The following is a 15,038-nucleotide window of genomic DNA, read 5'->3' as shown; positions in this document are numbered from 1 at the left end:
CCCTTCGGGGTGACCTTGCCGACCAGGATGTCGCCGTCTCGAACCTCGGCACCGATACGCACGATGCCGCGCTCGTCGAGGTCGGCGAGCACCTCGTCGGAGACGTTCGGGATGTCGCGGGTGATCTCCTCGGCGCCCAGCTTGGTGTCGCGGGCGTCGATCTCGTGCTCTTCGATGTGGATCGAGGTCAGCACGTCCTCTTCGACCAGGCGGTTGGAGAGGATGATCGCGTCCTCGTAGTTGTGGCCTTCCCACGGCATGACCGCGACCAGCAGGTTCTTGCCCAGTGCCATCTCGCCGTTCTCGGTGCAGGGACCGTCGGCGATCACCTGGCCGGCCTCGACACGATCGCCGGCGTCCACGATCGGCGACTGATTGGCGCAGGTGCCGTGGTTGGAACGGGCGAACTTGCGCATCCGGTAGGTGCGCCGGGTACCGCTGTCGTGCATCACGGTGATGTAGTCGGCCGACACCTCCTCGATGACACCGCTCTCGTCGGCGACGACGACGTCACCGGCGTCGATCGCCGCACGCAACTCCATGCCCGTGCCCACCAGCGGCGCCTCGCTGCGCACCAGCGGAACCGCCTGGCGCTGCATGTTGGCGCCCATCAGGGCACGGTTGGCGTCGTCGTGCTCGAGGAACGGAATCATCGCGGTGGCCACCGACACCATCTGGCGCGGCGAGACGTCCATGTAGTCGACTTCGGACGAGGGCACGTACTCCACCTCGCCGGCCTTCCGGCGGACCAGGACGCGCGCCTCAGAGAAAACAGAGGCACCGGCGTCGTTGAGCTCGAGCGGCGAGTTGGCCTGCGCCACGACGTGGCGGTCCTCCTCGTCGGCCGTCAGGTAGTGGATCTCGTCGGAAACCACCCCGTCGACCACCCTGCGGTACGGCGTCTCGATGAACCCGAACGGGTTGACCCGCGCGTACACCGACAGCGAGCCGATCAGACCGATGTTCGGCCCCTCCGGGGTCTCGATCGGGCACATCCGGCCGTAGTGCGACGGGTGCACATCGCGGACCTCCAGCCCGGCACGCTCACGCGACAGACCGCCCGGCCCGAGCGCCGAGAGCCGACGCTTGTGGGTCAACCCCGACAGCGGGTTGTTCTGGTCCATGAACTGCGACAGCTGGCTGGTGCCGAAGAACTCCTTGATCGCGGCGACCACCGGGCGGATGTTGATCAGCGTCTGCGGCGTGATCGCCTCGACGTCCTGAGTGGTCATCCGCTCGCGAACCACGCGCTCCATCCGCGACATGCCGACCCGGATCTGGTTCTGGATCAGCTCGCCGACCGTGCGCAGCCGCCGGTTGCCGAAGTGGTCGATGTCGTCGGTCTCCACCGGCACCTCGACGCCGCCGGGGACAGTCATAACAGCGGCCTGGCCATCCGTACGGGCGTGGTGCAAGCGCACCAGATACTCGATGGTGGCGACGACGTCCTCTTCGGTCAGCGTCGACGACGTGATCGGCTCACCCGCGTGCAGGCCGAGCTTCTTGTTGACCTTGTACCGGCCGACACGGGCCAGGTCGTAGCGCTTCTCCTTGAAGAACAGATTCTCCAGCAGGGTCTGCGCGGACTCCTTGGTGGGCGGCTCGCCCGGACGCAGCTTGCGGTAGATGTCCAGCAGCGCCTCGTCGGTGCCGGCCGTGTTGTCCTTCTCCAGCGTCGACATCATGATCTCGGAGAAGCCGAACCGCTCGTGGATCCGTTCGTTGGTCCAGCCCAGGGCCTTGAGCAGCACCGTAACCGGCTGACGGCGTTTGCGGTCGATGCGTACACCCACGGTGTCGCGCTTGTCGACGTCGAACTCCAGCCAGGCGCCACGGCTGGGGATCACCTTGACGCTGTGCAGCAGCTTGTCAGTGGACTTGTCGATGGTCTCGTCGAAGTACACACCGGGCGACCGGACCAGCTGGCTGACGACGACACGCTCGGTGCCGTTGATGATGAACGTGCCCTTCTCGGTCATCATCGGGAAGTCACCCATGAACACCGTCTGGCTCTTGATCTCACCGGTGTTGTTGTTGATGAACTCGGCCGTGACGAACAGCGGGGCCGCGTACGTCATGTCCTTGTCTTTGCACTCGTCGACGGGGGCCTTGACCTCGTCGAAGCGGGGGTCGGAGAAGGACAGTGACATCGAGCCGGAGAAGTCCTCGATGGGCGACAGCTCTTCGAGCACCTCTTCAAGACCACCCACCGGCTTGACCACGTCACCGCGGGTGCCGGCGGACTCGCGCCAGCGGGGCGAGCCGATCAGCCACTCGAACGAGTCGGTCTGCACGTCAAGCAGCCCCGGAACCTCAAGGGGTTCGCGGAGCTTGGCAAACGAGATTCGGTTCGGCGCCCCGGCTACGGCGCTATTGGAGCTATTGGAGGAAATTCGTGGACGGTCTGTCTTGCTCTGGCCGAAATCTGCCAAGATGCATCCTTCCAGCACCTGGTGCGACTCACGAGGACCCTGAAGAGAGCCGATGCCCACCGGGCATGTGCGCCGCGATATTTGTGTCGGTTCGGCCGGCGGACGATCTGTCCGGGTCTCACGCGCGCAACTAAATAGCTGAGCCGCAGGAGGGGGCTCAGGCTAAGACCACGGTGTCAGTGGCGGGTGAGGTGGGCAGGAAGTAGCCAGCGCAACGTCCAACAATAGCGCAGGCGCGCGCATTCCTCAACTACCCGCTCCGTGGGGATCGGCGCTGGCTGGCGATGTCGACTTGCCCCTGGAACACATCGGACACATGCTGCCCAACAGACTGACCCGTTTGCGCCCCGTCGTCAAGGGGGCGGGGCGGCAAGTTACGCCAAGTTTTCGTGAAAATCGTCTGGTCGTCGCCGTTGGCAGCCCGCGACAGCAGCCGCCGCGGGGCGGCGACGCCGGCGGACCGGTTCGGCGGAGCTAGTCGCTGAACTCGTGCGACTGGTATTTGTGGGTGCCCTCGAGGTCGTCGAGGATCGCGGCCTGGGCGTTCTTGGGCAGCGTGTGCAGCATCGCGCGCACCCGGGCCTGACGACGAATGACTCCCTTGCGCTCCGGCATGCCCGGCGACGCCACGATCTGCGGCGGCACGCCCTCGATCTCCTCGACACCACCCGCGTGCTGACCGGCATCGAGTGCGGCCTGCTCTTCGGCCATGGTGGCCTCGTCCTTTTCTTCGGACATACCGATCGGCCCGATGCGCCGGCCGTTGAGGAACTGCCGCACGACAGGCTCGTCGCTGGTCAGCAGCACTTCGCGGGGTCCGAACATGACCAGGTGCTTGCGGAACAACATGCCCATGTTGTCCGGCACGGTACGAGCGATGTTGATGTTGTGGGTCACGATGAGGATGGTCGCGTCGATCTGGGCGTTGATGTCCATGATCAGCTGGCTGAGGTATGCGGTACGGACCGGGTCCAGACCCGAGTCGGGCTCGTCACAGAGGATGATCTGCGGGTCGAGAACCAATGAGCGGGCCAGGCCGGCGCGCTTGCGCATACCACCGGAGATCTCGCCGGGAAACTTCTTCTCGTCGCCGCCAAGGCCGACCATGGTCAGCTTCTCCATGACGATGTCACGGATCTCGCTTTCCTTTTTCTTGGTGTGTTCACGCAGCGGGAACGCGGTGTTGTCGTACAGGTTCATCGAGCCGAACAGAGCACCGTCCTGGAACATGACGCCGAACAGCGTGCGGATCTCGTACAGCTCCTTGGCCGAGCATTCGATGATGTCGGTGCCGTCGATGATGATCGAGCCCCGTTCCGGCCGCAGCAGACCGATCAGCGACTTCAGGAACACCGACTTGCCGGTACCCGACGGCCCCAGCAGCACGCTGACCTCGCCTGCGGGGATTTCTAGCGAGACGTCTTCCCAGATCCTCGAGGATCCGAAGGACTTGGTGAGCCCGTTGACCTCGATAGCGATGCCCATGGGAGATCCTTCCGACGCTGGACACGGTGGAGATGCCCGCCACCTGCCCCTATGTGTGGCTTGAGTCACTGTAGCGCACGGCCAGGCAGCACATCAGGCTTGCGAAGATAACGTTTGCTCTCCAGAACCGGTCAGCCGCCCGTCAGGGCCCGCTCGGCCCCTGTTCAGCGCGGTGCCCAGTTGCCGTGGAAGCCCATCGGCACCCGCTGCGGCAGGTGCACGGTCGCTACCGACTCGAGGCTCTGGGCGTCCAGCAACAGCAATTGGCCCTCGTCCCGGCCACGGTGATAGCCGTAGCCCATCAGGATGCCGTCGTCTTCCGCGGCGCTTCCCGGGTTGGGCACGAAACACATCTCGCCGATCAGAAGGTCGCGATCGAGCGGCGCGACGGTGCTCGCCCCGGTGCTGTAGTCGTGCTTGTACAACGACGACAACATCGGCGAGCCATGCCGGTCGAGGAAACCGCCGCCGATGCCGACGGTGTACCCGAACCGGTGCCGGCCGCCCAGCAGGGTCTCGTTGATCCGCGGGAATTCCTGCGAGCGATCGTCGCGGCGTTCGGTGTTGACCGCCCCGGTGGTCAGGTTGATGGTCCAGCGGTCCAGCGTGGGCATGGTGTCGCCCGGTCCGCGCCGGTCGCGGTCGAACATTCGCGAATAGCGCACCACGTCCAGCACCAGAAACTCGGCGCCGTTCCGGATCTCCGAGTAGGCGTTGAGCGGGTGGTATACGTAGCAGGGTTCGATCTCGAACCAGCGCACGTCGCGGTTGGTGCCCTCGCGCGGCAGCACGCCAATGCGCGCGGGGTACTTGGGATTCCACGCGTAGGGCAGTCGATTGGTGGGGCGCTCGTCGCGATTCATCATCGCCGCGATGGGCCCGGGGATGCGGACGCGCCCAAGCACCGCCTGCATCGCCAGCCGGGCGGGCAGCTGCATCCAGCGCGGTACGGTGGCCGGCACCGCCTGCGCGGGGTCGAACGTCACCGGCAGGTCGTAAATCACCACATATTTGTCGGTCAGCGAGAAGTCATGCATCATCGGCGACCCCGACACCGCGATGTCTACCGTGCGGCGCGCCCGCCCTTGGGTGTCGATCACCGAGTACTGCACGGTCCGTCCGCGCGCGAACGAGTAGGACACCGCGTGCAATTCGCCGGTGCGCGGATCGCGGTGCGGATGGGCCGTATAGCCACCGACGAGAGTTCCGTCGAAGTCGCAGGGCCCAATGGTGTCGAGGTCCTCGCTGAGCTCGTAGTTGGCCACCCCGCCCTCGACCAGGGCCAGCGTCTTTCCGGCGTGGGAGAGCACGTTGGTGTTGGCGCCCAGGGACTGCATCCCCGCGCGTGGGTTGGGGTTGGTTGTTGCGGGTTCACCCAGCGCGGCCCGCACCGGCGCGCTGCGGACCCAGCGGTTGCGGTACCAGCGGGCCTTGCCGTCGGCCAGCGCGACCCCGTGCACCATGCCATCGCCGGTGAACCAGTGATACGTAACGGGGTCGACCTCGGCGGCGGGGTTGGGCCCGTTGCGCAGATAGCGGCCGTCGAGGTGCGCCGGGATGTGGCCGGTGACCTGCAGGTCCGTCGCCGTCACTTCGGTCTTGACCGGCGCGAGGAAGTCTTCGAGATACGGGTTCTGCGATTCGGCTATACGCGTGGAAGTCATCGCCAAGCTCCTATAACGTTGTTATTTCAGTGTTATTGCGACGGTACGCCCCTAGGGCGGAGAACGCAATAATGGTCGGGAGATGACTTCGCCGACACAACGCAGCGTTCGCGACGACCTGGTGCATGCCGCCGTCGCGCTGCTGCACGAGCACGGACCCGACGCGCTGCAGACCCGCAAGGTGGCGAACGCGGCAGGAACCTCGACCATGGCGGTGTACACCCATTTCGGCGGGATGCGGGCCTTCATCGCCGAGGTCGCCGACGAAGGCTTGCGGCAGTTCGATCAGGCGCTGACGGTGCCGTTGACAGAGGACCCCGTCGCCGACCTGTTCGCCACCGGCACCGCGTACCGCCGCTATGCCATCGAGCGGCCGCACATGTATCGGCTGATGTTCGGTAGCACCAGCGCCCACGGCATCAACGCGCCCGCGGGCAATGTCCTTACGTTGACGGTCGCGGAGATCGAACGGGACTATCCCAGCTTCGCGCACCTGGTGCGTGTGGTGCAGCGGTGCATGCTGGCCGGCCGGTTCGCGGCTGCGGGTGCTGCCGGCGACGACGCCGCGGTGCTAGCGACGGCCGCCCAGTTCTGGTCGCTGATTCACGGCTTCGTGATGCTCGAGCTGGCCGGTTTCTACGGCGACGAAGGCGCGGCCGTCCTGCCGGTTCTCGCCGCGCTCACCATGAATCTGCTTGTTGCCCTTGGAGACTCACCCGAGTGCGCGCAAACGTCGCTGCGGTCGGCGATCGACGCGGGCTGAGCACGCAAAAGCCCCCGGGAGCAATCCCGGGGGCTGTCGCGGTTGGGCCTACTTGACGGTGACGGTAGCGCCGGCGGCCTCGAGCTTGGCCCTGGCCTCGTCGGCGGCCTCCTTGGCGACCTTCTCGAGCAGCGGCTTGGGCGCGCCGTCGACCAAGTCCTTGGCCTCCTTCAGGCCCAGGCCGGAGACGATCTCGCGGACCACCTTGATGACCCCGATCTTCTTCTCGCCGGCGGCCTCGAGGATGACATCGAACTCCGACTGTTCCTCGGCGGCCTCGGCGGGCGCACCGCCGGCGGCGGGGCCGGCAGCGGCGACGGCGACCGGAGCGGCCGCGGTCACCTCGAAGGTCTCCTCGAACTTCTTGACGAAGTCGGAGAGCTCCAACAGGGTCATTTCCTTGAAGGCGTCGAGCAGGTCGTCGGTGGAGAGCTTGGACATGGTGTGGGTCCTTCCTAATCTTTGGGGTTTCGTGGGTTATTCGGCAGCGGGTGCGGCGGAGGCCTCAGCGGGTGCGGCGGGCGCCTCGGGGGCTGCCGCTGCCGCCTCGGGGGCTGCCGGGGCTTCTGAGGCCTTCTTTTCCTGCAGCGCGGCAACGAGGCGAGCCACCTGCGAAGCGGGCGCGTTGAACAGCCCGGCCGCCTTGGCGAGGTTGCCCTTCATCGCACCGGCCAGCTTGGCCAGCAGCACCTCGCGGGATTCCAGATCGGCGATGCGCTCGACCTCTGCGACGGACAGCGGATGGCCGTCCATGTAGCCACCTTTGATGACCAGCGCCTTATGGTCCTTGGCGAAGGTCTTGATGGCCTTGGCGGCATCAACCGGCTCGCCGGTGACGAACGCGATGGCCGTCGGGCCGGCGAACAGCTCGTCGAGACCCTCGACGCCGGCCTCCGAGGCGGCGCGCTTGATCAGCGTGTTCTTGGCCACCGCGTAGTTGGCCGAACCCGCAAGAGATCGGCGCAGATCGGCCAGGTTCGCCACCGTCAAACCGCGGTACTCGGTGATAACGGTCGCGGTCGAGGCCTTGAACTGCTCCGCGATGTCTGCAACGGCGGTGGCCTTGTCAGCCCTGGCCATGCCTACCTCCTGAAGTCAAAGTCCTTGTGTGACTTGCGATCACCGGAGAACGACGAACGCCCCGGCGCAGGAAGCGGCCGGGGCGTTGAGCGCCGGCGCACGCGTGCCGGCGGCTGATGCCTCGTCCTCCTGCGTGGGCCGCCGGGATACTCCCGGACCTTCAACCGATTGCTCGGTGACCGACGGTCTTCGGTGGATCGGCAACCACCATAGCGCGGCGCCGCGCGATCAGCCAAAACGGCGTCAGGTCCGCGCCGTCGGAGCCGCCATCGGAGTCAGGCCGCTTCTCGCGGCTACCCGATCCGCGCCAGCCTCGCCGCGCCAATCAGGCCGGCCTCGGCGCCGAGTTCGGCGGCCACCACCCGCAGGTCGGCCAGAAAGTCCAGGCCGGCGTAGTCGGCCAAGGCAGTGCGCAGGGGGCCGAAGAGCAGCTCGCCGGACATGGCCACTCCCCCGCCGACGACGACCAGATCCAGGTCGCACACGGCCGCCACCGAGGCGATCGTCATCGCCAGCGCGGTCGCGCCGCGGCGAAACGCTCTCAGCGCCAACGCATCCCCGGCCGCGGCCGCGACGGCCAGTTCCCGGGCGCCGGCCGCGGGCGGGGCGTGCCAGCCGTTGGCGCGCGCCCAGCGCACCAGCGACGGGCCCGACGCGACCGTCTCCACGCAGCCGCGGCCACCGCAGGTGCACGGGCTGCCGTCCCGTTCGACCACCACGTGTCCGACGTGCCCCGCGTTGCCGGTGCGGCCGGGGTAGGGGGCGCCGTCGAGCACCAGGCCGCCGCCCACTCCGGTGGACACCACCATGCCCAGCAGGAAGCGCGCGCCCCGTGCGGCCCCGAGCCAGTGTTCGGCGAGCGCCATGCAGAGGCCGTCGCCACCCAGCCGCACCGGCACACCGGGCACCTCAGCAATAACCTTGTCCCGCAACGGAAAACGGTGCCAGGCGGGAATGTTGATCGGACTGACGGTGCCGGCGTCCCGGTGGACGGGCCCAGCCGAAGCGATCCCTACCGCGCCCACCGCGCCGCCGGCCGCGCCCAGCGCGTCGGCGATCGCCGCGGCAACCACGGCCCAGACACGTTCGGCGCCTTCGCCGACCGGCGTGGGGCTTATGGCGGTATACGTGAGCGCGCCGTCCGAATCGGCCAGGCCGGCGGCGATCTTCGTGCCGCCGATGTCCAGGCAGAGCGTCAGCATCAGTGCCGGTGGGTGTTGTCGGGCTGGCGTGGGTCGCCGGGATGCTCGTAGCCGGGCGCCAACACAACGAGTGCGGCGCGGCGCGCGTCCAGCCAGACCCGGAACGCCCGGCGACGCTCGGCTCCCAGCAGGTGCTCGGTGATCCCGGCCCGCACCTGCTCCAGCGGCGGTCCGATGGCCGCCGGGGCCCGCCAACCGTGCGCGTCCACAAGCGGTACGGCGAACCGCAGCGGGTTGCGCTTGTGGTAGTCGGCCACGTCGTCGTCGGTGACCGCCGCCGCCGCGGTGACGTCCAGGAACAGAGCGCGCGCCCGCGGATCGGCCAGAGCCGCCGCGGCGATGCTGCCGATCTCCAGCCGCGCCGTCACGTCGGGCAGCAGATCGGTCTCGTGCGGGACGCTTTCAGCCGTGAGACCGCGCGCGGCCACCTCGGCGACAATCACCCGCTCGGTCACGATCAGTTGCGTGAGCCAGCGCCGCAACTGCCGGCCCTCGCTGGTTTCGCGGGCCGGCAGCGCGGCCGCGCGCGGACCGCTGCGCAACCGGGCTTCCCGCGCGTCGACCTCGTCGGCGACAACCGGGACACCGGCCACGCTCGCGACCACAGTCATAGGCGCCGCTCCTCCTCATCGCTTCGCTCTGCAGCGTCGCCGGCGCGCCTCATGTTCCTCCTCACCCTCACCTGCACCGCCGGCGTGTAGACGAGCCGGCCGGCGCAGCCGACCCGGACCAGCGCCCACCACCGGCCGGGATCCAGCCACGCCGGCGGGGTCACCTCGAAGACCAGTTCGGCCGTGCCCTCGGCGGGCAGAACGGCGCCGAGGGCGGCCGGTCCGATCCACTCCCAAGTGCCCCACGGGCTGAGCAGGTGGGCCTCCAGCGCCAAGTCGGCACAGGCGCGGGAGCCGATAGTGACGGCCAGCCGGGCCGAGTCCCCGGGCGCCAGCTCGACGTCGGCGGGCCCGTCGACCAGGTAAACCAACTCCCCGATCTCCGTCCCCACGGCCACCACGCACACGTCCTCGACGACCTGACGCCAGGCGGCGGGCACTTCGTCGCCAGCCACCGTGAGCTGGGCTCGAACCGGGTACAGGCCCGGGCGCGCATCGGCCGGAACCGTTAGCGCGACATCGGTTTCCAGGCAGGCGCCCGTGCCTAGCGTGTACGACAGCTCGGCGGGCGCGACCGACCAGCCCTCGGGACCCACCAGTGCGACCGTGCCACCCAGCACCGAGTCGGTGCAGTCGCTGGCCGCGGTGAGACGCAACGCCACCTCGCCACCTGGCTCGGCGGTCAACTGCGGCGGGTGCAAATGCGCGACGGCCGGCAGTCCGCCCAGCGGTGCGGGGCCGCGGTTGTGCAGCCAGTACCGCGCGTAGAGCGGCTGGGCCGCCTCGGCGTTCGGCGCCAATTGCGTTGCACCGCTACGTGATTCGAACATTTCTAAGTGGGCTACCAGCGTGGCGACCTGGTAGCCGTGCAGGTCGACGGACCGTTCGCGCCGCTTTGGTGATTCCAACAGGTCGGCCGGCTGCAGGCCGCGCACCTCGCCTAGCCCGCTGGCGATGGCGACACGGACACCGGCCCCCTTCGTCTCAACCAACCGCATAGCCACGGCACGGGGGTCGACCGGCAGCGCGCTGCCGCCCACCATCGGGTTACCGGCCGCCTTCAACGCGCCCAGCTGCACGGAGTCGGCGGGCTCGACCCGCAACAGCGAGCCGACCGGCCCCCGGCCGCCTTCTCCGCCCGCGGTCACCGCACGCAGCGGGTGGGAGAACTGGGCACTGCGGTTGGGGATGCCGGCGGCGCGCCAGTCACCGTCGCCACACACCAGCGCGTAGTCGAAATCGTGCGTCCAGTGCTGCAGCTGGAAGTTGGAGCCGTCGGGCGCCGTGCGGCGGGGTTCGTCGATCCAGATCCCGGATGGCCAGCCGGTGCAGGACCGCATCAGCGCCGTGTGCAGTGTGCCCGCGGAGTCGACGGCGAAGCTCGGCACGCCGCGGTTGAGCAGCGCGACCGTCCGGTCTTCGAACGGCTCGCATCCCGACGGAACCTGTTGAGTGACAACGATCTCCGCATCGCCGAGGTCGTCGACCACGGATGCGATCGCGGTGGCCAGCTCGCGGTCTCCGCGGCCGTCGATCACCAGCACCGGCAGCGCGCGCGGCGCCCGCAGGTCGGCTCCGGGCACCCACGCCGCCGCCAACGGCCCGGCCGCCGGCACCCACACCCTGGCCCGCCCCGTCGTGGCCAGTTGCCGTTCGAGTTCCGCGGTGTAACCGGGGTCGGCCTCGGCCAGCACGGCCCGGGTGAAGGCGTTGCGGTGCGGGCCGCCCAACGCGATCCGCGCGTCCGGCAAATTGGAGTCGACGTCGAGGTTGCCGTACCGCGGCCTGCCGGCGCCGCTGCAGGTGGCCGTGACGCCCGCCCGAACCAGCGCCACCATCAGGTCACGCGCCAGCGGGCCGGACATGGTTTCCGACGGGGCAACCACCTCGGCCACCGATACCGCGCGCAGCCCGTCGCCGATACGCAGCCGCACCGCCGAGGACACCCCGAACCAGCCGTACGCCGGGTTATCCAGCGTCCACGGGTGCGCAGCGGTGTCCACCGATTGAGGCCCGTCGTGCAACAACGCGAAACCGCGCCCGACGACGGCGTCGCCCACCTCGCTGACCGGCATCGCACCCGGCACCGGACAGGGCCAGCGCAGTCTCAGCAAGCGATCCTCCCCGGTGAAATCGTCGATCGTGGTGCGACAGTCCACCCGCTCGACGCCATCCCAGAGGGTCAGGGTCTGGGTGTAACGCAGCAGTGTGCCGATGCGGCCCCGCACCACCAGACGCTGACCCAGCGGGCTGTGATACGCCCGCGCGTCGGCGCGCGCTTCGGACGAGCAGACCACGGGTCCCTTCGGCAGCAGGTGCCAAGGGCCCTCCCCCTGCGCCGGGTGGGACGGATACTCCTCGTACACGGCGAGCTCGTTGCCCACCGCGCCGTCGGCGATCAGCTCGCGGCCATCCTTGACCAACGACGACACCGCGCCGCCACGAGCGGGATCCACGGCCAGCCGGTAGTGCTCATTGGCAATTTCCAAGCCGCGCAACGGCTTCCAGGCCGCCGCGCTACCGCCGGAAACAAGCCGGTAGGCCCGCCAGCCCAGCGACGGCACGTCCCGCGCCAGCCAACTGATCGACCGGCCGTCGTGCTCGGCAAGCGCGGGCATTTCCGTGCCGTCCGCGTCCAGCACCCGCACCCCCGCGTCCAGCGGCGCGCCAACCCGGGCCGTGACGATGTCGGTCCGCTCGTGCGTCAGGGTGTTCCAGACGACCACGTCACCCGCGGCCGCTCTGGACAGTAGGGCCAGCGAGTTGTCCCTGGCCGCGCGGCCCAACTCCCACGCGTCGCGCCAGCCGGTCAACAGGTCGAGGTAGACCTGGTCGGATTCCGATCCGGTGATGGCGTCGTGGTGAGCACCATAGGCCAGCTGCACCCAGGCCTTAGCCAGCGCCGCCTGCGGATATTCGGCCCCGCTCAACAGCGCCGCGAACACCGCGAAGCGCTCGGCGTCCAGGACGGCGTTCTCGGCGGCCCGGTTGGCCTGTTTGGTGTCGATGTACGAGACGTCCTTGCCGGTGTAGATCGGGTTCATGTCGCGGGTTTGCGGCGACGGCAGGCCACCCCGTTCGGCCAGTTCCGCGCGCACCGCCGCGAAAAACTCCCGCGGCAGCCCGCACACGAACCGAGGCCAGGTGTAGCGCGACGCCCAGTCGCGGTGGATTTCGGTCACCCACTTGTTCGGCGGCGCGTAGTCGGTGCCGACCGGCAACAGCACGTTGCGGGTTAACGCGACCTTCTTGAGCTGGTCGAAGAGCGCGTACGTCGCCGCCTCGGCCTCGGCCAGTGAGGACGACGAGTCCATCCACCACCCCGCCGAATAGTGCGCTGGCATGTAGTGGGTGAGCAGTCCGCGGCCCGACGGCGAAATCCACTCGAACTCGCTGGAGAACTGCATCCGGTCGACCCCGCCAGTTTCGGGACCGCCCTGCGCCGGACCCCACTGGTGGTGGGGCCCGCGGGCCCAGGAACTCGACGTCAACCCAGCGTCGGCGGCCATCCCGGGAAACTGCGGATCGTGGCCGAAGGCATCGAGCTGCCACGCCGTGGCCGGATCAGCGCCCAGCACGTCCCGCTGAAACCCTATGCCGTGCACCAGGTTTCGGATCGTTGTCTCCGGGCTGGTCAGGTTGGTGTTGGGTTCGTTGTAGGTGCCACCCATCACCTCGACGCGGCCCTCGGCGAGAAAGCGACGCAGGTCGGCGCGGTCCTCGGGCCGGGTGTCCCAGTACGGCTTGAGGTAGTCCACTTCGGCCAGCACGAACTTGTACTCGGGCTCGCGGCGAGCCATTTCCAGATGCGCGTGCACCAGCTCGAAGCCGTTGGTCTGACGGGCTCGCCCCGGTGGAACTTCGGTCCACTCGCTGGTGTAGGCGCCCTGGGTGTTCCACCACACCGGGTCGTAGTGGAAGTGGCTGATCATGAACATGGTCCAGCCCGGCTCGGCGACGGTGAAATCGAAAACAACACTCGATCGGCCCGCGTCTGCCCGCGCGGTCCGCCGCTGACCCACCACCGCCCGGTCAACCGCAACGGGAACCTCGACGATCTCCTGGCCCGCGGTGGCCACCGCCTCTCCGTGCAGGCCGTCGCCGTGGATGCGGACCGTCGTCGGCTCACCGCACTCGGCGACCTTGACGCGGGCCAGCTGCAGCGGCGCGTCCGGCGAGCCGACGAAAAGTTCGGTCGGCTCCGCAGAAACCACCTGCATGCCCGCACCTTACGGCGGCCCAGCGACGCCCACCAGGGACGGCTTGTCACCGCTTGCTGGCAAGCTCGGTGCCAGGTGCGCAACCGGAAGGATGGACCATGCCCGCTCTCGCCCCGCCGGTGGCCGACGAACGCAGCGCCCTGCGTGCGTACCTGGCCTACCACCAAAGCGCCTACTTCGCCGTGTCTTACGGCCTCACCGACCAACAAGCCCGGGCCGCACCGACCGTCAGCGCCCTGTCGATCGGCGGCCTGGTCAAGCACGTCACCGGCATGCAGCGCACCTGGATGGCCCGCGTCGCGGCCGCCCCCAACACGGCACCCAAAGATTCCCGGTCGACAGAAAAGATCGCCACCGACCGTGCGAACGAGCACGTGATGGGTCCCGATGAAACGCTGGCGGGGCTGCTGCGAGCGTTCGAGGCGCAGAACGCGACATCGCTGCGGCTGGTAGAAACCGCCGACCTGGACGCGGCGGTTCCGGTGCCGCGCGATGTTCCGTGGTTTCCCCCCGACATCGATGCCTGGTCCGTGCGCTGGGTGATCCTGCACGTAATCAACGAGCTGGCGCGCCACGCCGGCCACGCCGACATCATCCGGGAAACCATCGACGGCGCCACCATGTACGAATTGATCGCTGGGGTGGAGAACTGGGAACCGCGCCCGTGGCTCGCACCCTGGCAGCCCGGGTAGGAACGAAGGAGTGCTTACCAGCAACGGCCTCGCACGTCGCGAGACTCCGGACGGCCCGGTCGAGCTCTATTACGAGGAGCTCGGTGATCCGGCGGATCCGCCGGTCCTGCTCATCATGGGCCTGGGCGCCCAGCTGCCGATGTGGCCCGACGCGTTTTGCGGGCGGCTGGTCGACGCCGGCTACCGGGTGGTCCGGTTCGACCACCGCGACACCGGCTTGTCGGCCAAGATGCACGGACTGCGCGCCCGAGGTTCGGTCTACCGGCGGATAGGCCGCTATCTTTTGGGCAGGCCCAGCGCGGTGCCCTACACCCTGATCGACATGACCCAGGATGTGGTCGCGCTTCTGGACCACCTGGGCATCACTCGGGTCCACGTGGTCGGTGCCTCGCTCGGCGGCATGATCGCGCAGGTCCTCGCGGCAACCGAGCCGGAGCGGGTGGCGTCGCTGGGCATCATCATGTCGACCACCGGCAAGCCGTTGTCGGCGCCGCCGGCCTGGCGCGTCATCAAACTGGCGTTTCACCCTGTTGCCAAAGACGCGTCGACGGAGGAGAAGTTGGCCTTCGAGGTGCACAACATCGCGGTGTTCAACGGGCCCAACTTCCTGCCGCCCGACGGGGAGCTGCGGCAGCGGGTGCGGCAGCTGGCAGAGCGCTGTACCTACCCGCCCGGCATGTTGCGTCAATTCGACGCCGTGCTGGGCACCGGCAGCCTGCTCAGGTACAGCAAGGCCATCAGTGCCCCGACGGTGGTGCTGCACGGTTCGGTGGACCCGATGCTGCGGCCGCGCAACGGGCGGGCCGTCGCCGCGGCCATCCCGGGCGCGCGCTTCGTCGTGGTCGACGGCATGGGTCACGACCTTCCCGAACCGGTGTGGCGTCCGATC

At 68.5% G+C, this 15,038-nt stretch carries 10 protein-coding genes and 1 pseudogene; 3 read left to right on the top strand and 8 right to left on the bottom strand.

Going from position 1 to position 15,038, the window contains the following annotated elements:
- From rpoB to JO236_RS05850, 3 genes are all read right to left on the bottom strand, one after another.
- A partial coding sequence (rpoB, locus tag JO236_RS05860) for a DNA-directed RNA polymerase subunit beta (RefSeq protein WP_416362164.1) occupies nucleotides 1-2,432 on the bottom strand: 2,432 nt, incomplete at its 3' end.
- A 474-nt stretch (nucleotides 2,433-2,906) separates the two neighbouring features.
- Nucleotides 2,907-3,917, bottom strand: a complete 1,011-nt coding sequence (locus JO236_RS05855) for an ABC transporter ATP-binding protein (protein ID WP_293326007.1) — start codon at nucleotides 3,915-3,917, stop codon at nucleotides 2,907-2,909.
- A 164-nt stretch (nucleotides 3,918-4,081) separates the two neighbouring features.
- Nucleotides 4,082-5,581, bottom strand: a complete 1,500-nt coding sequence (locus JO236_RS05850) for a carotenoid oxygenase family protein (RefSeq protein WP_293326003.1) — start codon at nucleotides 5,579-5,581, stop codon at nucleotides 4,082-4,084.
- A gap of 82 nt (nucleotides 5,582-5,663) precedes the next feature.
- Between JO236_RS05850 and JO236_RS05845 the strand changes: the two genes are divergently transcribed.
- On the top strand, nucleotides 5,664-6,344 hold the full coding sequence (locus tag JO236_RS05845; protein WP_293326000.1) for a TetR/AcrR family transcriptional regulator: 681 nt from the start codon (nucleotides 5,664-5,666) through the stop codon (nucleotides 6,342-6,344).
- 48 nt (nucleotides 6,345-6,392) lie between these two features.
- Here JO236_RS05845 and rplL read toward each other — a convergent pair whose 3' ends face one another.
- From rplL to JO236_RS05820, 5 genes and pseudogenes are all read right to left on the bottom strand, one after another.
- Nucleotides 6,393-6,785: a 50S ribosomal protein L7/L12 gene (gene rplL, locus JO236_RS05840; RefSeq protein ID WP_293325997.1), complete on the bottom strand. Its 393-nt coding sequence runs from the start codon at nucleotides 6,783-6,785 to the stop codon at nucleotides 6,393-6,395.
- Between the two features lie 36 nt (nucleotides 6,786-6,821).
- Complete coding sequence (gene rplJ, locus JO236_RS05835) at nucleotides 6,822-7,424, bottom strand: 50S ribosomal protein L10 (protein WP_293325995.1); 603 nt, start codon at nucleotides 7,422-7,424, stop codon at nucleotides 6,822-6,824.
- Nucleotides 7,425-7,717: 293 nt separating this feature from the next.
- The gene (locus tag JO236_RS05830; protein ID WP_293325992.1) at nucleotides 7,718-8,626 is read right to left on the bottom strand and encodes an ROK family protein; all 909 of its coding nucleotides are present in this window, start codon (nucleotides 8,624-8,626) and stop codon (nucleotides 7,718-7,720) included.
- On the bottom strand, nucleotides 8,626-9,237 hold the full coding sequence (locus JO236_RS05825; protein ID WP_293325989.1) for a malonyl CoA-ACP transacylase: 612 nt from the start codon (nucleotides 9,235-9,237) through the stop codon (nucleotides 8,626-8,628). The genes JO236_RS05830 and JO236_RS05825 overlap by 1 nt, the downstream gene beginning before the upstream one ends.
- 62 nt (nucleotides 9,238-9,299) lie before the next feature.
- Nucleotides 9,300-13,457 (bottom strand): annotated as a pseudogene (locus JO236_RS05820) (NEW3 domain-containing protein); the annotation flags it as partial.
- A gap of 119 nt (nucleotides 13,458-13,576) precedes the next feature.
- Between JO236_RS05820 and JO236_RS05815 the strand changes: the two are divergent.
- Nucleotides 13,577-14,149 carry a DinB family protein gene (locus JO236_RS05815; RefSeq protein ID WP_416362165.1) on the top strand — a complete coding sequence of 191 codons (573 nt, stop codon included), beginning with the start codon at nucleotides 13,577-13,579 and terminating at the stop codon, nucleotides 14,147-14,149.
- 10 nt (nucleotides 14,150-14,159) lie between these two features.
- Nucleotides 14,160-15,038: alpha/beta fold hydrolase (locus JO236_RS05810; RefSeq protein WP_293325985.1), on the top strand; the 879-nt coding region annotated here is incomplete at its 3' end.

Origin of the sequence: Mycobacterium sp. (assembly GCF_019247635.1) — a bacterium.
In the GTDB taxonomy this organism is placed as follows: domain Bacteria; phylum Actinomycetota; class Actinomycetes; order Mycobacteriales; family Mycobacteriaceae; genus Mycobacterium.
Note: the sequence above shows the minus strand (reverse complement) of the source record. Positions and strands in the feature narration are given on the sequence as shown.